Source organism: Ruegeria sp. AM9 (genome assembly GCF_056540565.1).
The window spans coordinates 193,998-214,612 of the sequence record NZ_JBQFWY010000001.1 but is presented as its reverse complement, the minus strand read 5'-3'; the positions used below and the strand labels follow the sequence as shown (position 1 = coordinate 214,612).

The 20,615-nt window shown below is 59.5% G+C and carries 21 protein-coding genes; 9 read left to right on the top strand and 12 right to left on the bottom strand.

The annotated features are described in order from the left end of the window. Window positions 1-598: 598 nt before the first annotated feature. The 6 genes from ACR0DO_RS01105 to ACR0DO_RS01080 all read right to left on the bottom strand — a co-directional run bounded on the left by ACR0DO_RS01105 (window position 599) and on the right by ACR0DO_RS01080 (window position 5,922). The gene (locus ACR0DO_RS01105) at window positions 599-2,098 is read right to left on the bottom strand and encodes a DUF3987 domain-containing protein (RefSeq protein WP_480556229.1); all 1,500 of its coding nucleotides are present in this window, start codon (window positions 2,096-2,098) and stop codon (window positions 599-601) included. Then, window positions 2,095-2,877 carry a DUF7146 domain-containing protein gene (locus ACR0DO_RS01100; RefSeq protein WP_480556228.1) on the bottom strand — a complete coding sequence of 261 codons (783 nt, stop codon included), beginning with the start codon at window positions 2,875-2,877 and terminating at the stop codon, window positions 2,095-2,097. Before ACR0DO_RS01100 ends, ACR0DO_RS01105 begins: the two co-directional genes overlap by 4 nt. A gap of 98 nt (window positions 2,878-2,975) precedes the next feature. After that, window positions 2,976-3,275, bottom strand: a complete 300-nt coding sequence (locus tag ACR0DO_RS01095; RefSeq protein ID WP_480556227.1) for a hypothetical protein — start codon at window positions 3,273-3,275, stop codon at window positions 2,976-2,978. Between the two features lie 3 nt (window positions 3,276-3,278). Further along, the gene (locus tag ACR0DO_RS01090; RefSeq protein ID WP_480556226.1) at window positions 3,279-3,512 is read right to left on the bottom strand and encodes a helix-turn-helix transcriptional regulator; all 234 of its coding nucleotides are present in this window, start codon (window positions 3,510-3,512) and stop codon (window positions 3,279-3,281) included. A gap of 277 nt (window positions 3,513-3,789) precedes the next feature. Then, window positions 3,790-5,004, bottom strand: coding sequence for a tyrosine-type recombinase/integrase (locus ACR0DO_RS01085; protein ID WP_480556225.1), 1,215 nt, complete (start codon window positions 5,002-5,004; stop codon window positions 3,790-3,792). A gap of 210 nt (window positions 5,005-5,214) precedes the next feature. After that, complete coding sequence (locus ACR0DO_RS01080; RefSeq protein WP_480556224.1) at window positions 5,215-5,922, bottom strand: SDR family oxidoreductase; 708 nt, start codon at window positions 5,920-5,922, stop codon at window positions 5,215-5,217. A gap of 120 nt (window positions 5,923-6,042) precedes the next feature. Here ACR0DO_RS01080 and gcvA point away from each other — a divergent pair, with 120 nt between their 5' ends. The 6 genes from gcvA to ACR0DO_RS01050 all read left to right on the top strand — a co-directional run bounded on the left by gcvA (window position 6,043) and on the right by ACR0DO_RS01050 (window position 11,479). Next, window positions 6,043-6,912, top strand: coding sequence for a transcriptional regulator GcvA (gcvA, locus tag ACR0DO_RS01075; protein ID WP_480556223.1), 870 nt, complete (start codon window positions 6,043-6,045; stop codon window positions 6,910-6,912). Between the two features lie 305 nt (window positions 6,913-7,217). Then, window positions 7,218-8,177, top strand: coding sequence for a glycosyltransferase family 2 protein (locus tag ACR0DO_RS01070; RefSeq protein ID WP_480556222.1), 960 nt, complete (start codon window positions 7,218-7,220; stop codon window positions 8,175-8,177). Next, window positions 8,174-8,560, top strand: coding sequence for a GtrA family protein (locus ACR0DO_RS01065; protein ID WP_170671182.1), 387 nt, complete (start codon window positions 8,174-8,176; stop codon window positions 8,558-8,560). The genes ACR0DO_RS01070 and ACR0DO_RS01065 overlap by 4 nt, the downstream gene beginning before the upstream one ends. Window positions 8,561-8,569: 9 nt before the next feature. Beyond that, window positions 8,570-9,316 (top strand): methyltransferase domain-containing protein, encoded by a 747-nt coding sequence (locus ACR0DO_RS01060; RefSeq protein ID WP_480556221.1) that lies wholly within the window; start codon window positions 8,570-8,572, stop codon window positions 9,314-9,316. Beyond that, window positions 9,313-10,722, top strand: a complete 1,410-nt coding sequence (locus tag ACR0DO_RS01055) for a hypothetical protein (RefSeq protein WP_480556220.1) — start codon at window positions 9,313-9,315, stop codon at window positions 10,720-10,722. The genes ACR0DO_RS01060 and ACR0DO_RS01055 overlap by 4 nt, the downstream gene beginning before the upstream one ends. A 145-nt stretch (window positions 10,723-10,867) precedes the next feature. Continuing rightward, on the top strand, window positions 10,868-11,479 hold the full coding sequence (locus ACR0DO_RS01050) for a YrbL family protein (RefSeq protein WP_170442254.1): 612 nt from the start codon (window positions 10,868-10,870) through the stop codon (window positions 11,477-11,479). Window positions 11,480-11,492: 13 nt separating this feature from the next. Here ACR0DO_RS01050 and ACR0DO_RS01045 read toward each other — a convergent pair whose 3' ends face one another. Further along, window positions 11,493-12,362: a LysR family transcriptional regulator gene (locus ACR0DO_RS01045; protein WP_480556219.1), complete on the bottom strand. Its 870-nt coding sequence runs from the start codon at window positions 12,360-12,362 to the stop codon at window positions 11,493-11,495. A gap of 106 nt (window positions 12,363-12,468) precedes the next feature. On the opposite strand from ACR0DO_RS01045, the gene ACR0DO_RS01040 reads away from it, so the two are divergent. The 3 genes from ACR0DO_RS01040 to ACR0DO_RS01030 are packed head-to-tail and all read left to right on the top strand — an operon-like array spanning window position 12,469 to window position 14,611. Beyond that, window positions 12,469-13,311: an alpha/beta fold hydrolase gene (locus tag ACR0DO_RS01040; protein ID WP_480556218.1), complete on the top strand. Its 843-nt coding sequence runs from the start codon at window positions 12,469-12,471 to the stop codon at window positions 13,309-13,311. A gap of 3 nt (window positions 13,312-13,314) precedes the next feature. Next, complete coding sequence (locus ACR0DO_RS01035; RefSeq protein ID WP_480556217.1) at window positions 13,315-13,563, top strand: hypothetical protein; 249 nt, start codon at window positions 13,315-13,317, stop codon at window positions 13,561-13,563. Window positions 13,564-13,612: 49 nt separating this feature from the next. After that, the gene (locus tag ACR0DO_RS01030; protein WP_480556216.1) at window positions 13,613-14,611 is read left to right on the top strand and encodes a GlxA family transcriptional regulator; all 999 of its coding nucleotides are present in this window, start codon (window positions 13,613-13,615) and stop codon (window positions 14,609-14,611) included. An 8-nt stretch (window positions 14,612-14,619) separates the two neighbouring features. Here the strand turns inward: ACR0DO_RS01030 and ACR0DO_RS01025 are convergent, their stop codons facing one another. The 5 genes from ACR0DO_RS01025 to ACR0DO_RS01005 all read right to left on the bottom strand — a co-directional run bounded on the left by ACR0DO_RS01025 (window position 14,620) and on the right by ACR0DO_RS01005 (window position 20,606). After that, on the bottom strand, window positions 14,620-15,132 hold the full coding sequence (locus tag ACR0DO_RS01025) for a sarcosine oxidase subunit gamma (RefSeq protein WP_480556215.1): 513 nt from the start codon (window positions 15,130-15,132) through the stop codon (window positions 14,620-14,622). A 40-nt stretch (window positions 15,133-15,172) separates the two neighbouring features. Continuing rightward, the gene (locus ACR0DO_RS01020) at window positions 15,173-18,118 is read right to left on the bottom strand and encodes a sarcosine oxidase subunit alpha family protein (protein WP_480556214.1); all 2,946 of its coding nucleotides are present in this window, start codon (window positions 18,116-18,118) and stop codon (window positions 15,173-15,175) included. Continuing rightward, on the bottom strand, window positions 18,115-18,402 hold the full coding sequence (locus ACR0DO_RS01015) for a sarcosine oxidase subunit delta (protein ID WP_480556213.1): 288 nt from the start codon (window positions 18,400-18,402) through the stop codon (window positions 18,115-18,117). The genes ACR0DO_RS01020 and ACR0DO_RS01015 overlap by 4 nt, the downstream gene beginning before the upstream one ends. Window positions 18,403-18,414: 12 nt before the next feature. Continuing rightward, complete coding sequence (locus ACR0DO_RS01010) at window positions 18,415-19,665, bottom strand: sarcosine oxidase subunit beta family protein (protein ID WP_480556212.1); 1,251 nt, start codon at window positions 19,663-19,665, stop codon at window positions 18,415-18,417. 77 nt (window positions 19,666-19,742) lie between these two features. Then, window positions 19,743-20,606 (bottom strand): LysR family transcriptional regulator, encoded by an 864-nt coding sequence (locus ACR0DO_RS01005; RefSeq protein WP_480556211.1) that lies wholly within the window; start codon window positions 20,604-20,606, stop codon window positions 19,743-19,745. Window positions 20,607-20,615 lie beyond the last annotated feature (9 nt).

Genomic DNA, 20,615 nt, shown 5'->3' with positions numbered 1-20,615 from the left:
GTGGTCCTTAGCCAGAATAGAGTCAAGGAAGTTTCCCTCGTCGCAACGCTAGTACTGCCAAGGCAGGTGGTTTTGAAACAAGCACGTGACCAAGTAGCCTGGTGAACGGCCGAAAGAAGTTACTTGGCATTAATCTGTTGTTGTAGGGTTTGGGGGTCGGACCAGCAGCGAATGGCAGCTTGAGTCCGCGTCTCTCTTGTCGAGCATGAGTGCGGCGAAAGAGCGGTACGTGATCAAGGTTCCCTCGTGGCTATGAATGACTGGCCTGACGTCATCAGCAGCAACGCAGCGACATTCGTGCCGCTCCTTCGAGCTGATGCTGCGCAAGCACTCGCGGCGCGAGCAAATGGTTGATCTGTTACGCTTCTCGGGAATTGCAAAGTCTAATTGTGAATGTCCGTTTTGGGCTGGATACGGACTCCGCGACGATGAGCGCGAACGGCCGTTCTGTCCGCATCTGTGCCCTTGGAAACGGATGCAGCGAAGGACCGCTTCCCGTCTGGCCGGCGAAAACCTCTTCCGACAAAACCGACATAACCGACAAAACCTGTCTGTAAATGGGTTCTGTCAGTTTTGTCGGTTTTGTCATTGGGGCTATTCACTGGTTCGCCAAGTGGATCATCGGATTGACCATGTAGAGTCGAGAGCGCCGCCCGCCCGCTGCACCTGACGGTTGTTCCACCAAACGGATTATGTCGCCTTCTTCCAACACTTTGAGGGCTGGATTTAACTCACTGGCGGTGGCCAACCCCGACCGATCCAGGCGCAAGACCTCGCGGGATGTAAAGCGCTCCCAGGCTTGTTCCCGGATTGCAGCCACCAACCGCCGTGCGGCCCGTTCAGCCTTGGACAGCGACGCACTTGCGTAAGCGCGCTGCGCCATTGGCAAAGCGTAGGATGTGACAAACAACGCCGCCCGCTCAAAATCCGCAGACGTGATCTGGTGCGTCTCGTCTTCGATCCCTGTTGCCCAATCGAGGTAAGACAACACAAGGGCAAGCCGAATGGTCATGCCGGGGAGCTTACCTATATACGAGAGCAACAGCCCCTCTGCCTTGGCCTCCAATTCCCTTACATAGCTACGTAACGTATCGAGATGGTCGCGAGCTTCTTCCGTAAACAAAATGAGCCAAGGCCGCGTCACGTCGTACTCGTCCGTTACCATACGTAGGGATAGGAGCCTGGTGAGCGCCCGTTCGATAAACGCATCATCGGGAATGGATTGTGGGCGCTGTATCGGAACGGGGTCAGGCCAGATCGGCGTGAACCGCGCCAACAAGCCATCATCGTCAGAGTTGATCAGCAAGCCGTTTAGCTTGTCTGGCTGGATGCCACCAACAACACCAATAGACAGCTGGTCTATGTATACGGGATCACGCCCCATACGTTCGACCGTATAGGCACGACCGCCGTAGGCTTCGAGCCAGAAAGGCCGATCCGAACCACCGCCGGAATAGCGCGTCATGCCTTGCAACCACCCGGCCAGCTCATCCCGCGCCGCCAAAGTCCCACGCGCCTGCTTTTCCAGGATCACGGCCAAGCGTTCCACGGTGCCGTCAGCTACGCAGAGACGCGGAAGGAACGGTTCTTGACCAGGATTGGCCGCATCAGGTCGCTCCGGTGGCGCTGACCCATCTTTGATCGCGGCCTTGGTTGCTTCTTTCCAAGTGCTTTCCGCAATCTTGGCGATCTCTGCCGCCTCGCGCCATTGAGCAAGTTCGCCCTCGGATGTCTTGCGGAGTTCCCGCTCGGCCTTGCGAAGCGGTGTCAGCACAGCATCCAAACCAGGTGATTTACCGCTGGACGGTAGGCCAATTGCCATCGTCCACAGAATTGGGGGTTCCGACCACCCCGCCCAGGGAGACACCCAACGGGTATTGCCGACCAGTGATCCGGCAACTGCCAACAGAGCGGCCACGATGTAGTCTGGTGGTGATGACTTTGCCTCTGCCGCAACCGTTATCCATTGCGCCCATTTTGGTCCAAAGACCTCTTCCAGAGGCAGCCTGGGCGCAGCGGCGCGTTCATCACGCAAGAACCGCGATGCCGGTTCCGGCCAGTCCGGCGCAAAACTCTCTTCTTTTGGATGGATTGTCATTGCGCTTTTGCCTTTCCCGTCAGTACGTCATTCCAGTCATAGCCATCAGGGGCGGGCAGCAATGAGACACGCCAGCCCAAGGCATAGGCGCGGTGTGCCAACACTTGCGCGGCTTCCCGGCCAACGGCGTCGCCATCGGGCGCAATCACCAATTCGCCAGGGTGTTCCGGCAGGTGCAGGGATTTCATGCCACTTGCGCTCAATGCCGCCCACACTGTTGCAGGGCCATCCAATAGGCCGGAGAGCAGCGACAGCCCGGTTTCAATACCCTCTGTCACCACAAGCCGCCCAGATGCATCGGAGAGTTGAACCGCACCGCCCTTGGTTGCCCCAAGCATGGCCTTGCTTGGGGAGAGGTCCGTTTTACCAGCGCCATCTATACGTAGATACGTCCGATGCAGGGCAAATGTGTCAGTTCCACCTACATACCCTATAAGGGCGGGCACCCGTTTGGCTGCCGGATGCCAACACCTATCAAGGTAACGTAGGGAAGACGGCAGCGGGCATGCAATCCCACGTTTACGCAGGTAGATTTCGCCGGGTGTGCCGCAAACTGGTTGCGCCTCTTGCCAAACGGATTGAGCAACCTCTGCCCGCCTTTGAGTTTGGCGGCGTTCCTCTTCACGGTTCTTGCGCACAACTTCGCTATCGCGTGGCACATACTCTTCTTGACTGCCTGCCAGTCCCAGACCTTTGAGCGCGTCCAGTACGTGCGCAAAGCTGCACCCGGCATGGCAGGTCAGCAAAAGCTGACCTGAATGTCCGTTTGCGATGCTCAAGCTGGGTGAGCGGTCGTCATGGGCTGGACAACAGGCAATGCCAGACCGGCCAGACCAGCGCCCACCCAGGGCGTTCGTAATTGTTTCTGCGTCTGGCACTACACGCCCTCCCGCTTGAAGCGTTTGGGCAGGGCCTGCAGTTTTTCATGCTGAGGCGCTTTATACGCCTGGTGGAGTCCAATTAGAGCCTTCCGGGTTACGCAGTAGCCCAACGTGTCCCAGGCTGCCCCACCAGCCGTAAATTCGAACCGCTGGCGCTGGAACAACCATTGCATCCCGTCCCGGCAGGCCGCGACACGGTAGCGACCGCGACGGAACAATTCGCCACGGTAGACGTCTGAGGTTTCCCTGTGATCGGTCTTTTGCTCGATAGTTGTTGCTTGCAGTGTATCGACCATTGTTCACACCGCCTCGCTTGCGCGGCTTTCCAGCCAGGTCAAAACATCTGACTGACGCCAGCCCACAGCCCGTTTTCCGAGCTTTATAGGTTTCGGGAACGAACCGTCTGCGATCATGGCGTAGATGGTGGATCGAGAAAGACCCACCAGAGATTCCACATCTGGCCTGCGATAGATTTTGTCTTGCACTTCAATATGCCCCTTCAAGCGCCGCGCCATTTCTTTTGACGCGACCAATTGTCGGCAGTATCGAGGAAGGCAGGGATTGCTCTAAATTCCTAACTTCCCGTCGGTTCCGATGTTGGCGCATCGGGGCCGACACGAAGCGCCAACTGCCAGTAAGCGCCGCGTAAGTCCGAATAAGCACAGGAAAAAACACCTGCCAACGGGCTCCCGATGGCAGGTCAAAACCTATATTTTACAGAAAGTTACGAGCAGTTTTGGGGGATTAGGTACGGGAATTCATATGAATTGCGCTTTTTTTGGACGGAAATTCTAAGCGACTGATTTTCCTCTATTCTTTTTTCAAGAATTTTTCCCAGGCAACCATCATTTTGCGGCGGCGCTCCAAGGCATCGGTTCTGCGGTAGGCGCGCACGACCATGCTATCGACGTTATGGGCGAGTGCCAGTTCCGCCATGTGGTGATCATAACCCTCTTCTGCCGCCCAATCCCGGAAGGTTGAACGCAGACCATGCGGCACGGCAGGTGATCTACTCTTGGCGTCAAAGTAACCAGCACCGCCTTTCGCGAGGTTGGCTTGGTGCATCTTTCGCATCACGGATGACATTGCCATGTTGGACAACATCCCGCCCTTGGCTCCAAAGAACACAAAGGGCGAGCCTTCGAGCCGAGGAAGCTCTTTCAGCAAAGCGACCATGGAAGGGGTCAGTGGAACGCGATGCTGTCGGCGTGCTTTCATACGCGCCGCCGGTATGGTCCAGTGACCCGCCTCAAAGTCCACTTCATCCCAAGTCATGCCCCGTATCTCGCCGGAGCGCGAGGCTGTGAGTGCCGCAAATTGCAGCGCCTTGATAGACATGCCGTCTCGGCTTGCCAGATCGGCCCACCAGCGCCCGGTATCCTTATGTGCCAGCGCAGGGTGATGTTTGACGGTCGTAACCTTGCTTGGCTTGGGCAGGACTTCGGACAAATTGCCCTTCCAGCGCGCCGGATTGTCGCCAATGCGCAACTCGTTCACGGTTGCCCAGGACAAGACCTTTTCAATGCGACCGCGTAAGCGGCTGGCAGTTTCCGTTTTCTCTTCCCAGATCGGTTTGAGGACTGACACGATATCCGTGACGTCGATGGTTTCAACCGCTCTGTGGCCGATCACCGGTATCGCATAGGTGTCCAGTGTCGCGCGCCATTGCTTCTTGTGCTTTTCGCTGCGGAATTCCGCGAGCTTGGCTTCCAGGTATTTTTCGACAACGCTGGCAAAGTCTGTGTCCATTTTGGCTTTACGTTTCTCTGCCAGCGGATCGCCACCTAGATAGGCGTTACGCTTGTTCTCAACCGCTTGTTCCCGTGCCATCGACAATGTGACAAGGGGGAAGTTCCCAAGGCCGATCTCACGTCGCCTGCCGGAAATTACGATCCGCTGAATCCAATACTTGCGGCCCTCTTTGTCTATTCTTAGAAACAAACCATAGCGGCTGTTGTCGAAGTATTTCCCTGGCTTGGTGATGTTTTTGACAAAGGTTGCTGTCAAGGGTTTGCCTGCTGTCATGTTGCTGCGTAGTCCGTATTCTTGTCCGTCACTTTATCCCCCATTTGATGCTGGATTTCATCGGAACTCGCAAGACCATTCTGGATACTAAAGTAAAAAAAACTGTTTATTATAATGATCTTATGGGCATCCTCCGGACCGCCCTGGATCACTGAGTGGCTGCCTGTCTCTCCGCCATACCCCACATTTTTTGGAGCAGTACGGCCGATATCAGACCGAGCGTGTAATGCCCCCGTCGACGCGGATGTTCTGGCCGGTGATGTATGCGCCACCGTCCGAGGCAAGAAAGGCCACGGTGGCGGCGATCTCGTCATAGGCCTTGCCATAGCGCTCCATCGGGATGCGTGCTTTCCATTCCGGGTTTTCGGGCAGGCTATCGATGAACCCCGGCAGCACATTGTTCATGCGCACATTGTCGGGGGCGTATTTGTCGGCAAACAGCTTGCTATAAGCCGCAAGCCCGGCCCGCATCACGCCTGAGGTCGGGAAGACCGGGTCCGGCTCGAACGCGGCGAAGGTCGAAATGTTGATGATCGCGCCGGATTTCTGCTCGATCATGATGGGCGCGACAATCCGCGTGGCGCGTACGGCGTTGAGGAAATAGACCTCCATCCCTTCGCGCCAGTCTGCGTCGCTGATCTCCAGAACCGGCGCGCGCGGGCCGTGGCCGGCCGAATTCACCAGCACATCCACGCGCCCCCACTTGTCCATCACCGCATCCACCAGATGCTGCATATCCGCGCTGGACCGGTTTGTGCCGGTCATACCAATACCGCCAAGCTCAGCCGCCAGGGCTTCGCCCTTGCCCGAAGACGATAGAATGGCGACGTTGACCCCATCGGCTGCCAGTCGGCGCGCGCTTTCTGCGCCCATACCGCTGCCGCCGCCCATGATGATCGCAACTTTCTTATCGGCCATGTTTTACCCCGTTCCGCTGGTGTTCCTATTCCGTAGTCAAAATGGGGCAGGGTGAGACGTTTGACCAATCAGTAATTCTGTCTTAACCCTGTAGAAAAACTGCAAGGTCTGTGACAGGAAATGCGCAAACTGCCGCCCCTGAACGCGCTGAAGGCTTTTGAGGCCGCAGGGCGCCACCTGAACTTCAGCCGTGCTGCCGAAGAACTTGGCGTCACGCAGGGCGCTGTCGCTCAACACGTACGATCCCTAGAGGAATTGTTGCATATCAAGCTCTTTGACCGAAGGCCGAGAGGTCTGTCGCTGACGGATGAAGGCCGGAAATATCTTGCTCCGATCCGCCGTGCCTTCGACATGATGGCAGAGGCAACGGCCAACCTGTCGCCGCAGGACGTCGTTGTTACAATCAGTACGACACCGTCTTTTGCTACACGCTGGCTGGTGCCAAGGTTGGGGGCGTTTGCGCAGGATCACCCGGAAATCCGGCTGCGTTTGGACGCGTCGAACGCGCTGGCGAACTTTCAGACGGATGGGGTGGATATCGCGGTGCGGCAGGGGAAACCGCCATTTGGGCCGGGGCTGATCGCCGAGCCGTTGTTTGCCGCCGATCTGATCGCGGTGTGTCATCCCGATTTGGCTTTGGAGGGCAGGATCCGGTCACCCGCAGATTTGCTTGGACATACCCTGCTGGAAGACACACATGGCCAGTGGCCCCTGTTTCTTGAGGCGGCATTGAGAGAGGCGCCGCCAGCCGGATTGAAGACGATGGCGTTCAGCCAGACTTCTCTGGCCATCGATGCCGCGATTGCCGGGCAGGGCGTGGCGCTGGCCAACCGTGAATTTGTCGAGGACGATCTTCGGGCAAAGCGTCTGTGCCAGCCGGTCTTGTTTTCGACCGCAGTGCAGGAGGGGTATCATGTCGTCGCCCCACGCGCGCCCAGAAATCCTGGGATCGTTGCCGCCGTACGTGCGTGGCTGCTTGCGCAGGTCTGAGAAAACCGGCACCACGATCGGCAAGCAACCCGACCAATGCCGCAGGAAGGGCGTATTGCTGCCATATCACGGGTGCAAAATTGCGGCAGAATTAAGCGCGGCCATCCTCATCGCGGGTTTTTGGGTCGGGTTATGTGTCGCAACGGTAACGACCCCCCGAAATTTCGCGCCGGCCAATTAGCGAAAGCCGATTGTTGAGATATCAAGAGCCGCAACCATAAGTGAAACAAAAAAGCACGAGCAGCCAGTTCCGAAAACCGCGACCTGATCGCGGGGGTCGGACACAAATCTCGGTCGGAGGTTCAATGTTATTGTCCGTTGTCGTTCCCTGCATGAACGAGGAGGCCTCGATCCCCATGCTGGTCGAGCGCTTGATCGCTGCAACCGACGCTTGGCAGGGCGACACCGAGATTGTGCTGGTCGATGACGGTTCGACCGATGACACATGGAACGCGATTTGCGCGCAGTGCCGGGAGCATTCCGCGATCCGTGGTCTGAAACTGTCAATGAACCGCGGGCATCAGGTGGCCCTGACGGCCGGGCTGATGGCGGCCAAGGGTGAGCGGATTTTCATGCTCGACGCCGATTTGCAGGACCCGCCCGAGCTGTTGTCGGACATGATGGCAATGATGGATCGCGGCTATGACGTGGTTTACGGGCGCCGCAGCGAGCGCAAGGGGGAAAGCTGGTTCAAGAAGGTCACGGCTCACGGGTTCTATCGCGTGCTGAACCGGCTGTCCGATGTTCCGATTCCCAACGATACCGGCGATTTTCGTCTGGTGACCCGGCGGGCGCTGGACGCGGTGCTGCAAATGCCCGAGCGCGCGCGGTTCATCCGCGGGATGTTCGCCTGGGCCGGGTTCCGGCAGATCGGTATCGAATATATCCGCGATCCGCGTGTGGCGGGCGAAACCAAGTACCCGCTGTCCAAGATGATCCGGTTTGCCTTTGATGCGCTGGCCAGTTTCTCGATCAAGCCGCTGCAGATCGCGACACGGATGGCCTTTCTGACCCTGATCGTTGCCGCCCTGATGGGCGTCTACGTGTTCGGGTCGCTGATCCTTTACAACACGGTCGCAGGTTGGGCCTCGACCGTTCTGATCATCAGCTTTTTCTCGGGTATCCAGTTGCTGACGCTTGGCATCATGGGCGAATATCTGGGCCGTCTTTACGTCGAGGCCAAGGGCCGGCCGCTGTTCTTCGTGGACGAGCAGGCCGGGGACGCGGTTGAGCCCGTCGTTGAGCATATTGTCAGACAGCAATGACCGAACGCCGCCGCATATTCCGTTTTGCGGTCGTCGGGACCGGGGTGGCCGCCTATTACATGGCGACGTATCTGGGCCTGCTGCACCTGCTGGGTTCGCCTTGGATTGCCAACCTGCTGGCCTTTGGCTCGGCAATCCTGATCCAGTATGTCGGCCAGACCGCATGGACTTTTGGCAAACCTCTGGCGGCCCCGGCGCAGTTCGGGCGCTTTCTTTGCATGATCGGGGTCGGGTTGGTTGTGTCTTCGGCCCTTACCGGGATCGTCGGGCCGCGCCTTGGGCTGCCTGAGACCGTCTCGGCTGCTTCGGTTGTTGTGGTCCTGCCGATCCTCAACTTTGTGATCCTTCGCCTTTGGGTCTATCGCGAGCGAAATTCAATCTAGAGATCAGACATGTCGCATATCTATTCCAATGAGTTCTTTGACTATATCGACCAGGGCGCGCGGCGTTCGGCCAACAGCCTGATCCGGTGTCTGCAGTCGTGGATCAAACCGGAAAGCGTGGTCGATTTCGGGTGCGGCCGGGGGGTCTGGCTGTCGGAATGGTCGGCGGCTGGCTGTACGGATATCGCAGGCGTAGACGGCCATTATGTAGACCGCGAACGGCTGGCGATCCCGTCAGATGCGTTTTTCGGAAAGGACCTTGTTGCGCCAATCGATCTGGGGCGGCGGTTCGATCTGGCACAGTCGCTGGAAGTCGGAGAGCACCTGCCGCATGAGGCCTCGGTCAGCTTGGTCCAAAGCCTTACGACCCATGCGGATCTGGTCTTGTTCTCGGCGGCGGTGCCGGGGCAGGGCGGCGAATTCCACATCAACGAACAGCCGCTTTCGTTCTGGCAAAATCTGTTCGCCGAACGCGGCTACTCCGCCTATGACTGCCTGCGTCCCGAGTTGTTCGGCGACACCAGCATCGAGCCCTGGTATCGGTACAACTCGGTTCTCTACGCCAATGACGCAGGCGCCGCGAAACTGCCGCCCGAAGTGCTGAAGACCAAAGTTACCGGTGCGCTGAAAGAGGTGGGCTCTTTCGGCTGGAACCTGCGGAAGATGGTCGTGCGCCGTTTGCCACGCACAACCGTCACGGCGATCGCGCAGGCGCGGGCATCGATCATTGCGCGCTCATACGGGGGGAAGGAATGAGTACCCGACCGCTGGGGCACGAGTTTGCACGTCTGTTCGTGCTGTGCTTTTCGGTGATGATCCTGGCGTATCTGCCGTTGATCGAAGACCCGTTTGTCCGGCACGACGATTTTCCGGCGCTGCTGGGCACGCGTACGGCGGCCTTGCTGAAGACGCTGGATGAGGGGCGCTGGCTGAACTACTGGTGGCAGTTCCGGCCGTTTTTCCTGCCGTCACCGGTGCATCTTATCCTCTACTTGGTTGGATGGTCGCTTTTCTCAGCCGCTACGGCGTTGAGCCTTTTGGATCGCGATGTTGATGGCTGGTACAAGGGGTTTCTTGCCATTTTCGTGGCCCTTTCGATCCCCGCCTATCTGATGTCATTCTGGTTCAATACGCTGTTGCCAGGCGTCTGGGTGGTTGCGCTATTTGCGGTGGCGGTCGTGTTTCTGCGGCATCGCACGGTGCTTGCTCTTTTGGTCGTGGCGGTGCCGTTGTCCTTTATGGCCTATACGACCTATCCGTTTCTGTTGCTTACGCTGGTTCTGTTGTCCCGCAAGGCGCCCAAAACCTATAAAAGCATGGCGATCACGTTGGGTGTGTTCGTTGTCAGCCTCGCTCTGGGTGTGCTGGCGGTCTATTCGCTGAACTACATCTATCACGGGGTTTTCGGCATTCCGGTTGCCCAATGGCGCAACCCGACCGAGGTGCATTCCTTTGCCGATCTGATGGCGAATATCGAAAAGCAGAAGGTTTTCCTGCACAAGTCCCTCGACCAGATGGGTGGGGGTGTTGCCAAGCACGGTGTCGTCATTCCGCTTATGTTCCTGGCAGCCTGGGTGGCCTTGTTCGTTTGGAACAGGTTTGTTGCCGTCGCCGTTCTTGCGGCCGTTCTGGCTGGGCTGGCACCGCTTGCGGGCAAGGCCCTGATGTCCGGTGTTCAGGTGCCGCTTCGGACTTTGGGTTGGGTTTGGATCTTGTTCGGCTTCTGTATCGTCTCTGTTGCCGTTCATTTGTCGAAGTCCGGCGGCAGATGGTTGAGTCTTTCCCGTATCGCAATTCTATGTGTGTTGTTGTTCAACATTCTGGCAATCGCGAAGACTTCGTTCTTTGCTTTCCCGCCGTGGCAGGACACGACCCGGAAAATGGCCAGCTCTGTGCCGGACGGTACTGACACCATTTATGTCTTTGGGGATTATATGGCGGTTCACGGCGCGCGAAAGGCGGCGATTCAACAAACCCGGGGGCTGCAACTTCGGCTGGCCTATCTGACAGGGGCCGCGGTGTTTATCTGCGATGACAAGCCAAAGGGTTGCATGAATGTAGAACCGCCTTTCGACCTGAAAGGTCAAGAAGATGATCCGGTCGTCAAACCTGTGGGGCAAGATGTGTTCATTCTGCTGCCCGCCCCCGATGCCGTTTCCTGAGACGGTTTGACGCCTGCCCCTTCCGACTGTGCTGGGCGGGCAAAAGGTCAATTGTAACGGAAATAAGAACGTTTTATGAAGGGGGCTGATTTCAGAACCATCGCCCTGACAGGCGTGTGTTTTTCGTGAACAGGACCCGGTAAGTATGATTGACCTGAGTGGCCTCACGCCCTTGCGGGAAAGCCGCAATTACAAGATTTTCCAGCACCCAGAACTTGAGGGTGAGCTGTTGAAGGTCCGCATTGATGAGCCGGAACGCAAGCACGTGCTGCCGCGCTATTCTGAATGGCGCTATGGCAACCTTCGGCAGTGGAATCGCGAGGCGAACGAATACCTTGCCGCGCTGAATCGCGGATGCCCGGAAATCGAACGTCTGGCGCGGTTCGCAGGCTATGCTCCGACCTCATTGGGGCCGGCGATCGTGGTGGAAAAGCTGACCGGCCCGGACGGCGGGCTGGCGCCGACTATGCAATCTGAACTGGTGGCGTTTAAAAACGACCAGTCAGCGCGGAAGCGGCTGCATCAAGAGTTCATGGAACTGCTGGACGATCTGGAGCGGGGCCAGATCATTGTCGGTGACATGGGGTTCGAAAACATCGTTCGCGCGCATGAACGAGGAGGAAAGCTGGTCATCATCGACGGTCTGGGCGAAAGGGTGATGTTCCCTCTGGCCCTGTTCAGCAAATGGGCTTTCCACAAATCGATCCAACGCCGCCGAGAGCGCATGACCAAGGGGTTCAGGCTGGACGTCCCCTGACAAAGCGCCGGGTTCAGCCTGCGATGCGCAGGGGCACGGTGTTTTCGACCTCTTTGCGGATCTCTTCGATCAATGCCATCGCCGCAGGGTTCCGGCGTTTCAGGTGCGTTCGCGCGACATAGGCAATGCCGGGCGGGTCGGGGAACAGATCGGCGATGATCTCCATATCCGGGGTGACATGCAGGCCGTTCAGCAGAGCCACACCCAGCCCTGAACGCACCGCCGACTGGATACCGGCGGCACTTGGGCATTCCAGAACACTGTCGAACCGATGCGGCCCGTGGCGCAAGCCCCATTGCCGAAAAAAACACTGGCTGTCAAAGGCTAGGAACGGCACCGGGGCGGTGAGGTCGATGCGATACTCCGGCGATTTGACCCAATGCAGATCATCCTCGAACAGGATCAGGTCGTCGGGTGACACGTCCCGGCGAAAGATCTGCATGACCGCCACGTCCAACTCTCCGGCCTTGAGCCAGGCCTGAACGTTCAGGCTTTGGCTGGTGCGAGTCCGAACCTTAACGTCGGGGTAGAGCCGCGTGAACCGTCCCAGAATTCGGGCGATGCCGCTGGTGGTGGTGTCTTCGGTCATGCCCAGCCGGATGGTGCCGGACAGGGGCTTCTTACCCAGCGCCGCCAGGGCCTCGTCATGCAATTCGGTGATCCTGCGGGCGTATTCGCACAGCCGCTGACCGGCGTCGGTGAAAAGTGGGCCTCCGGCGCGGCGGGCCAGAAGATCGCAGTCCAGCGCCTGCTCCAACCGCCGGATCTTGTGGCTGACCGCCGATTGCGACAGCGCCAGATGTTCCGCCGCCCGCGTCACGCCGCCATGGGCCGCGATGGCGAGCAAGGCCCGAAGGGCATCAATCTCCAGACGTTCGTTCATTGGCGCATCCATGACAAAAACAGATGAAAGAATGATCATCATTCATTTGAGTCACATCCTAGCGACAGTTTAGTCATGTGAAAAGACGAATCACCGGAGACCAACCATGTCACATCTCGTCACCGACCACGCTCTGATCAACAATTCCCGCATCGCCCATGGCATTCATGGTGCAGGAGAACCCGTCGTGCTGATCCACGGCACGCCGTCCTCGTCCTATATCTGGCGCAACGTGCTGCCGAAACTGGTCGGGGCCGGCTACAAGGTTCATGTCTATGACCTGTTGGGCTTTGGCCTGTCCGAGCGCCCATGGGACCCTTCAGTCGATACATCGGTTACCGCGCAGGTTCCGATCCTTGAGGGGTTGCTGGACCTGTGGGGGTTGAATGACCTGCACGTGATCTCGCACGACATCGGCGGCGCGATAGCCCCGCGGTTTGCGGTTCAGTCGCCTGACCGGGTGCGGTCACTGACCATGATCGACGTCGTCAGCTTTGACAGCTGGCCCTCGAAGCGGACCAAAGAGCAGATGCAATTGGGCTTGCAGCCTTTGATTGACGCACCGGATGCGCAGCATCGAGAGCATTTTCGCGAGTGGTTATTCTCGGCCGTGGCAAACAAACAGCGCTTGGCCGATACGGCGCTGGAAACATATCTGGATTTTATCAGCGGACCCATCGGGCAAGGCAGCCTGTTCCAGCATCAGGTCCGTCACTACGACCCCAAGCACACCAACTGCATCGACTATGCCAAACTCGGCGCATTGCCGGTTCAACTGATCTGGGGGGCGGATGACGCGTGGCAGGTGGTCGACTGGGCGCATAAGCTGCACGACATCATTCCGGGGTCGGAGTTGCACATTCTGAAAGACTGCGGTCACTTCGCGATGGAGGATCAGCCGGAACAGATTTCGGCCCTGTTGGTCGATTTCCTCAAGCGGAAAGGGTGAAACATGGCAAAGAGCGACACTTCTCGTCGTGGTCTGACGACCGTGTTTGAGGTCACCGGATCGGTTCTGGCCATGGCCTATGCCTTGCTGATCGCATCGAACACAGGCGCTGAACTTCTGGGCTTTGCGCTGTTGCTGGTATCCTCTGGACTGTTCGCTGCGTGGGCGGTGATTGACCGGCGCTGGACCTTTCTGTCGCTGCAGGGGTTCTATGCGACCTCGGCCGTAATTGGGCTGATCCGCTGGGCGTAAACTTCGCATAGGGCTGGTGCAGATTTCCTGCTAGGACAGCCCTATGCGCATGGAAAACAGAATCGAGATCGGCTTTCTGCTGTTTGACGGCTTTCCCATGGCCTGCCTGACCTCGGTGATTGAGCCGTTGCGGGCGGCCAACGAAATCGCCGGGCAACAGGCGTTCTGCTGGTCGCTGATCTCGGAGCGCGGTCAAAAGGTTCAATCCAGCGCCGGTGTCGGGTTCGAGGCTGAACGGTCGCTGGCCGACTGCAAGAACATCGACATTCTGTTCCTGCTCAGCAGCCCGACCTCGGTTTTCGATAAACCGACGGCCGGGAATGGCGTGTTGCGCAGCCTTGGTCGACACGGCACGGTTCTTGGCGGCATCAGCGCAGGGGTCTTTCCCTTGGTGCGATCAGGCGTCATGCAAAGTCACCCGGTTTCGGTCCATTGGTGCTATGAGGCTGCGTTCGAGGCCGAGTTTCCCGACATGGATGCCCGCAGCGAAGTGATCGTCCGGAACGCCAACCGATACACCGTGTCCGGAGCTGCGGCAGGTTTCGATCTGGCGCTGCATCTGATTCAGGACCGGTTGGGTGGCGACGTGGCGCATGAGGTCGCCTGTTGGTTCCAGCATCCGATGATGCGCGGGGCAGGGGTTCGACAGCAGGTGCCCAGCGCCAATACGCCGGGTACGGGCGACAGCCTGCCGCCACTGGTGTCGCGTTGCGTCGCGCTGTTCGCGGCGCATTTGAGCCAGACGATTTCGATCGCGGACGTGGCGCAGCGGACGGGTGTCACGCCTCGCCAGATCGAGCGCGCCTTCAAGCAGGCAACGGGCCAAAGCCCCAGCCACTATTACCGCGCCATGCGGATGAAGGCGGCACGGCAGATGGTGGTCTACACCAAAGATCCGATCCCGGTGATCGCTGAGGCCGTCGGATACAGCTCGGTCTCACCTCTGGTGACCCATTACCGCGCGGCCTTCGGGCTTAGCCCCAGCGAGGATAGACGCCGCATCAACCGTTTTCGGGTCGAGGACAACGCGCCTCTGCCCTCGGTCTGAGGGCTGTTTTACAGCGCCGCGCGCATTGCCATGACGATGGCGTGGTGCAGTGATCCGGCCGAGGATCGCGGGCCGTATAGGCTGACCATCTCGGGCGTTCGGCACAGCACGAAACAGCCCAGATGATGGATCGCACACCGCGCGGCGCTGCCCTCATCAAACTTGCGCAGATCAAGTTGGCACAGCAGTTCCAACACCGCTTTGATGTCTTCACCGCTCAGATCGAACCGCGCCCACGCGTCCGTCTGTTCCGTCACCGAAGCCGCATCCCCGACAACCGCCTTGACCTGATCCGCGAGGTCTTGGTGGCTATCATAGGGGGCTTCGATCATCCATTGATCCGGCCCGGACCAAAACGCGTTGACCGCCGCGCCAGCCCAACGGCCAGCTTCCGGCGGGCGCGCGTCAATCAGCTGGGCCAGCGCCTCGGCAGCTTTGGTTTCCAGCCCTGCACGCGCAGCGAGCGACGCTAGCGCAACTTGGGGGACTTCGGTGCATGTGACGCCCCCAACAGAGTTCACACGCGGCTCAGATCCACCCAGGGCGGTTATTGCAACAAGATCATGCACGCAGACGCTCTCCTTCAGGGTCGACGAAATGGGCCGAGACGAGTTCCACTTCAACCGTCAGATCGGTCAGGGGAGAGACCAGCCGCATTTTCTCACCCAGCCTTGCCGCCCCGTTTTTGACCAGACCCAGCCCGATATTGCTGTTCAGTATGGGCGAATATACGGCCGAGGTGACATAGCCCTGATCATGAACCGCATCGACGGGGCCATCAGCCTTCATCAGATGTCCGCCCGCGGTGATCTTATCCTCGGCCTGCAGAGGTTTGATCCCCACAAGCCGCAGCCCATCCGGTTCGACCAGTGCTTCACGTTCCGAGAGGACCGAGCCGATGCTGTCCTTCTTCTTAGACACCATCTTACCCAATCCAAGGTTCAGTGCGGTTGTTGTGCCGTTCAACTCGTTGCCGGCCGCATGACCTTTTTCGACCCGCATCGCGCCCAGTGCCTCGGTGCCGTAGGGGACAACGTCAAACTCCTCGCCCTCATCCATCAAACGCCGCATCAACGCATCGCCATAGCGCGAGGGGACGGCGATCTCATAAGCCAGCTCGCCCGAGAACGAGATCCGGAACAGCCGCGCCCGCAACCCGCTGCAGACGGTGATGTTGCCACAGGCCATGAAGGGGAATGCCTCGTTCGAGATGTCGAACTCGGGGTCGACGATCTTTTGCAGCAGCTTGCGCGCGTTCGGTCCGGCCACGGCGTATTGGGCCCAGCCTTCGGTGGTTGAGATCAGTTGCACGTCCATGTCCGGGCACAGGCATTGGCGCACGAATTCCATGTGGCGATAGACGCTTACGGCGTTTGCGGTGGTCGTGGTGACGACGAAATGATCCTCGGCCAGCCGCGCCGCGGTGCCGTCGTCCATGACCATGCCGTCCTCGCGCAGCATCAGGCCATATCGGGTTTTGCCCACGGCCAGTTTGGCAAAGCCGTTGGCATAGATGCGGTTCAGGAACTCGGCTGCATCTGTGCCCTGCACGTCGATCTTGCCCAGCGTGGTGCAGTCACACACGCCGACGGAGGCACGGGTCTGGCGCACCTCACGGTCCACCGATTCCCGCCAGTGTGTTTCACCGGGCTGGGGGAACCACTGCGCGCGCAGCCAGTTGCCAACCTCGACAAACACTGCGCCGCGCTCTTTGGCCCAATAGTGCGAAGGCGTCAGGCGTGTCGGGTGGAAGTCCTGCCCCTTCATACGACCCGCGAAAGTGGCGATTGGAACCGGCGTGTAAGGCGGACGGAAAATCGTGGTGCCGACCTCGGGGATCGACTTACCGGCCACTTCCGCCATGATCGCCAGCCCGGTGATATTCGAAGTTTTGCCCTGATCGGTTGCCATGCCCAGCGTGGTGTAGCGCTTCAGGTGCTCGACCGAACGGAAACCCTCCTGATAGCTCAGCTTGACGTCCTTAACGGTCACATCGTTCTGCTGATCCACCCAGGCGCGCTTGCAGCCCTGCACGTACCAGAAAGGTGTTTGCGTGACCGGAGCGTCCTCGGTCTCGGGCAGCGTGGGCAGGGCACCGGTCAGGTCCAGCGCCTTGGTCGCCTCTTCGGCACCGGATTGCAGGGCACCGTGGGTTGACATGATCCCGTTCGCCGCGCCCGCAACGGACATGCCCACAGGCAGTTCGCCACCGGGAACAAAAGCCGCCAGCGCGTCGTTCCAAACCGGGCGTCCGCGTTGGTGGCAGGTCAAGTGGACGTTCGGGTTCCAGCCGCCGGACACGCCCAGTGCGCCGCAGTCCAGCGTGCGGGTTGATCCGTCCGGCATCGCAACTTCGACAAAGGTCAGCCCAAGGCGCCCTTTGGTGTCGACGACTTGCGCGCCTTTAAGGACCTCATAGTCATAGCTGGTAGGCGCGTTGCCGCGCACATCCACCACGGCGGCGATTTTGACACCTTTGGCGTGCAAATCCGAGGCGGTGCGGTGGCCGCCGTCGTTGTTGGTAAAGATCGCCACGCGGTGCGACGCCGTGGCTGCGAACCGGTTGGCATAGGTCCGCAAGGCGCTTGCCATCATGATGCCAGGCCGGTCGTTGTTTTCGAAAGCGATCGGGCGCTCGGTTGCCCCGGCGCAAAGCAGCGCCCTTTGCGTATAGATACGCCACAGGATCTGGCGCGGCTTGCCTGCGGGCAGGGTGGGCAGGTGGTCCCCGGTCCGTTCCACCGCGCCGTAGATACCGTGGTCGAATGCGCCGATCACGGTTGTGCGCGGCATCAGGCGGACGTTGGGCATCGAAGACAGTTCCGCCACCGCCTGCGCCGCCCAGTCAAAGGCGCTGCGGTCGCCGACCGCAAAGGTCTCGCTGTTCAAACGCCCACCAAGAGCGAAGTCCTCATCGGCCAGGATGACATCGGCGCCATCCCGACCCGCGGTCAAGGCCGCCATCAGGCCGGCTGGCCCGGCCCCGATGATCAGCAAGTCGCAGTGGCGGAAACCCTTGTCGTACTCGTCCGGATCGGCCTCCTTCGACAGAGACCCCAAGCCAGCGGCGCGACGGATTATTGGCTCGTAGAGCCTTTCCCAAAACGCAGCAGGCCACATGAAGGTTTTGTAGTAGAATCCCGCCGAAAGGAAGTTGGAGAACGTGTCGTTCACCGCCAGCGTATCCAATTTCAGACTGGGCCAGCGGTTTTGTGAGTGTGCCTCAAGCCCGTCGAACATCTCAACCGTGGTGGCACGCGTGTTGGGTTCTTTCCGGGCACCGGTGCGTAACTCGACCATACCGTTGGGTTCCTCTGACCCTGCGGTCAGCAACCCGCGCGGACGGTGATATTTGAACGACCGCCCGATCAGCCGGACGTCATTGGCCAGCAGGGCCGAGGCCAAAGTATCGCCGGGATGCGCGGTATAGCTGCGCCCATCGAACCGGAAGGTCAGTGCAGTGCTATGGTCGATCTGACCGCCATCAAGCCTGTTGCCCTGCGTCATTTGGATCGCCCCCGCGCGTGGGCCACATCACGGGCCAGTTCCACCTTTGAAATCTCATGCGTCAGCGTGTTGCGCGTAACGACCAGCCACGAACGGTCTCCGGCCTCGTGATACCACAGCTCTTGATGCTCACCGGCGGGGTTGTCGCGCAGATAGCCATATTCATAGAACGCATCGGCCGCGTTTTCGGCCTGCCAATCAGGGCGGTCGATCAAGGAGGCGTCGCCCAGATAGGTGAACTCCGAGGCGTCGCGCGGGCCTAGAAGGGGATGGTTGATAATCATGGAACAGTCCCCTCAGTGCAGGTTGGGCTGGTTGCCCACGCCTTTTTCGTCGATCATCCGACCCGTCTTGAACCGGTCGAGGCGATAGGCGGTGGCGACCGGGTGCGGTTCGTCCTTCGCCAGAAGATGTGCAAAGCAATGGCCCGAGGCCGGGGTCGCCTTGAACCCGCCGTAACACCAGCCGCCGTTGAAATAGAGCCCATCGACCGGGGTGCGGTCGATGATCGGCGAACCGTCCATCGACATGTCCATAACGCCGCCCCACATCCGCAGCAGGCGGGCACGACCGATCATCGGCATCAGGGCCATGCCGCCTTCGCAGACGTCCTCGACGACCGGCAGGTTGCCCCGTTGCGCGTAGGTGTTGTAGCCGTCGATATCGCCGCCAAAGACCAGCCCGCCCTTGTCGGACTGGCTGACATAGAAGTGGCCCGCGCCAAAGGTGATGACGCTGGGCAGAACGGGTTTCAGGCCCTCGGATACAAAGGCCTGCAGGACGTGGCTTTCGATGGGCAGGCGCATCCCAGCCATTCCCATCACACGGCTGGAACTGCCGGCAACCGCGCAACCCACTTTGGTCGCGCCGATGAAGCCCTTGGTGGTCTCGACGCCCAGGCATTTGCCGTTTTCGATCCGCAGGCCGGTGACCTCGCAATTCTGGATGATGTCCACGCCGTGCATATCCGCCGACCGGGCAAAGCCCCAGGCCACCGCATCGTGGCGGGCTGTCCCTGCACGGCGCTGCACAAGACCGCCTTTGATCGGAAAGCGGGCGTCGTCGAAGTTCAGATAGGGGTGTTCCTTGCGCACCTGCTCGGCATCCAAAAGCTCGGCATCCGCGCCGTTCAGGATCATCGCGTTGCCGCGCCTTGTATAGGCGTCGCGCTGGCCGTCGGTGTGGAACAGGTTGATGATCCCGCGCTGGCTCATCATGGCGTTGTAGTTCAGGTCTTGCTCAAGCCCTTCCCACAGTTTCATCGAGAACTCGTAGAACGGTTCGTTCCCGTCCAGCATGTAATTCGAGCGGACAATGGTAGTGTTCCGCCCTACATTGCCGCCACCGATCCAGCCCTTTTCGACCACGGCCACATTGCGCCGACCGTAAACCTTGGACAGGTAATGCGCCGTGGCCAGTCCATGACCACCGCCGCCGATGACGACGATGTCGTAATGCGCCTTGGGTTCGGGCTCACGCCAGACCGGTTTCCACCCTTTGTGGCCGGTAAGCGCCTCTTTGATGACTCGAAAGCCGGAGTATCGCATGAATCGGACCTTTTTTTCCAGAATTCACTATTATGAGCGGTTTGAATATCCTCAGATGCGACATCGGTTTGGTTGAATCAGACTTGGTGACGCGTCTCTTTGCGCTGAATATCGGTAAACCACTGCACAAAGGCATCGACCTCGGGCGAGCGGCGCTGCACCGCCAGAAAATACCCTTCGCTGGCCGGGGCCGAGGCATCTGATGCAAGTACGACCTGACCGGTCTGCAGGGCGTGATCGGCGATCAGAGCGTTGACCAACGCGACGCCGTTGCCTGTCGTGGCAAGGTGCAGAGCAAGGCCGTAGGAATCGACATAGAACGCAGGGGCGCCGACCGGCAGATCGGTCGCCTCGGCCCACGACCCCCAATTGTCCGATGTACCAACGGTTCCGATAAGGGGAAGGTCTGGCAGGTCACCCGAAAGGCGCGGTGCTTTCACCGCGATCAGGTGATTTGGTTGCAATGCCGTTGCATCCCGACCAACCTGCTTTTCCGACCCGAACCGTATTTCGACATCTGCGCGTGAGGCGGCGAACTCATCCGGCCAGATTGTGCTGACGAACCGTACGGACGTATCAGGGTTCTGTTGTTGAAACCGGGGCAAGGCCGGGGAAATCACCCATTCCAGCACACTGACCGAGGCCGCAACGGTAATATGCCGCGCCCGTTCCTCGGCCAGATAGGGCGAGGCGGCGGAATGTAACATCTCAAGCGCGGCCTCGACCTGTGGCAGCAACTTGCGGCCTTCGTCGGTCAGGGACAGCCCGCGCGCATGACGGTGAAACAGCACCACGCCCAACCGGGTTTCCAACGACCTGATCTGCTGGCTGACGGCGGATTGTGTCAACCCGATTTCCTCGGCGGCGGCGGTCGAACTCAGGCGTCTGGCCGCAGCTTCGAACGATCTGAACCACGTCAGCGGGGGCAGGGATTTCGACATTGGTAACCT

Excerpts from the sequence above, each read along its gene's own strand:
- ACR0DO_RS01105 (WP_480556229.1), bottom strand. The coding sequence starts at position 2,098 with ATGACAATCCATCCAAAAGAAGAGAGTTTTGCGCCGGACTGGCCGGAA.
- ACR0DO_RS01095 (WP_480556227.1), bottom strand. The coding sequence starts at position 3,275 with ATGGTCGATACACTGCAAGCAACAACTATCGAGCAAAAGACCGATCAC.
- ACR0DO_RS01085 (WP_480556225.1), bottom strand. The coding sequence starts at position 5,004 with ATGACAGCAGGCAAACCCTTGACAGCAACCTTTGTCAAAAACATCACC.
- ACR0DO_RS01080 (WP_480556224.1), bottom strand. The coding sequence starts at position 5,922 with ATGGCCGATAAGAAAGTTGCGATCATCATGGGCGGCGGCAGCGGTATG.
- gcvA (WP_480556223.1), top strand. The coding sequence starts at position 6,043 with ATGCGCAAACTGCCGCCCCTGAACGCGCTGAAGGCTTTTGAGGCCGCA.
- ACR0DO_RS01070 (WP_480556222.1), top strand. The coding sequence starts at position 7,218 with ATGTTATTGTCCGTTGTCGTTCCCTGCATGAACGAGGAGGCCTCGATC.
- ACR0DO_RS01065 (WP_170671182.1), top strand. The coding sequence starts at position 8,174 with ATGACCGAACGCCGCCGCATATTCCGTTTTGCGGTCGTCGGGACCGGG.
- ACR0DO_RS01060 (WP_480556221.1), top strand. The coding sequence starts at position 8,570 with ATGTCGCATATCTATTCCAATGAGTTCTTTGACTATATCGACCAGGGC.
- ACR0DO_RS01055 (WP_480556220.1), top strand. The coding sequence starts at position 9,313 with ATGAGTACCCGACCGCTGGGGCACGAGTTTGCACGTCTGTTCGTGCTG.
- ACR0DO_RS01050 (WP_170442254.1), top strand. The coding sequence starts at position 10,868 with ATGATTGACCTGAGTGGCCTCACGCCCTTGCGGGAAAGCCGCAATTAC.
- ACR0DO_RS01045 (WP_480556219.1), bottom strand. The coding sequence starts at position 12,362 with ATGAACGAACGTCTGGAGATTGATGCCCTTCGGGCCTTGCTCGCCATC.
- ACR0DO_RS01040 (WP_480556218.1), top strand. The coding sequence starts at position 12,469 with ATGTCACATCTCGTCACCGACCACGCTCTGATCAACAATTCCCGCATC.
- ACR0DO_RS01035 (WP_480556217.1), top strand. The coding sequence starts at position 13,315 with ATGGCAAAGAGCGACACTTCTCGTCGTGGTCTGACGACCGTGTTTGAG.
- ACR0DO_RS01030 (WP_480556216.1), top strand. The coding sequence starts at position 13,613 with ATGGAAAACAGAATCGAGATCGGCTTTCTGCTGTTTGACGGCTTTCCC.
- ACR0DO_RS01020 (WP_480556214.1), bottom strand. The coding sequence starts at position 18,118 with ATGACGCAGGGCAACAGGCTTGATGGCGGTCAGATCGACCATAGCACT.
- ACR0DO_RS01015 (WP_480556213.1), bottom strand. The coding sequence starts at position 18,402 with ATGATTATCAACCATCCCCTTCTAGGCCCGCGCGACGCCTCGGAGTTC.
- ACR0DO_RS01010 (WP_480556212.1), bottom strand. The coding sequence starts at position 19,665 with ATGCGATACTCCGGCTTTCGAGTCATCAAAGAGGCGCTTACCGGCCAC.
- ACR0DO_RS01005 (WP_480556211.1), bottom strand. The coding sequence starts at position 20,606 with ATGTCGAAATCCCTGCCCCCGCTGACGTGGTTCAGATCGTTCGAAGCT.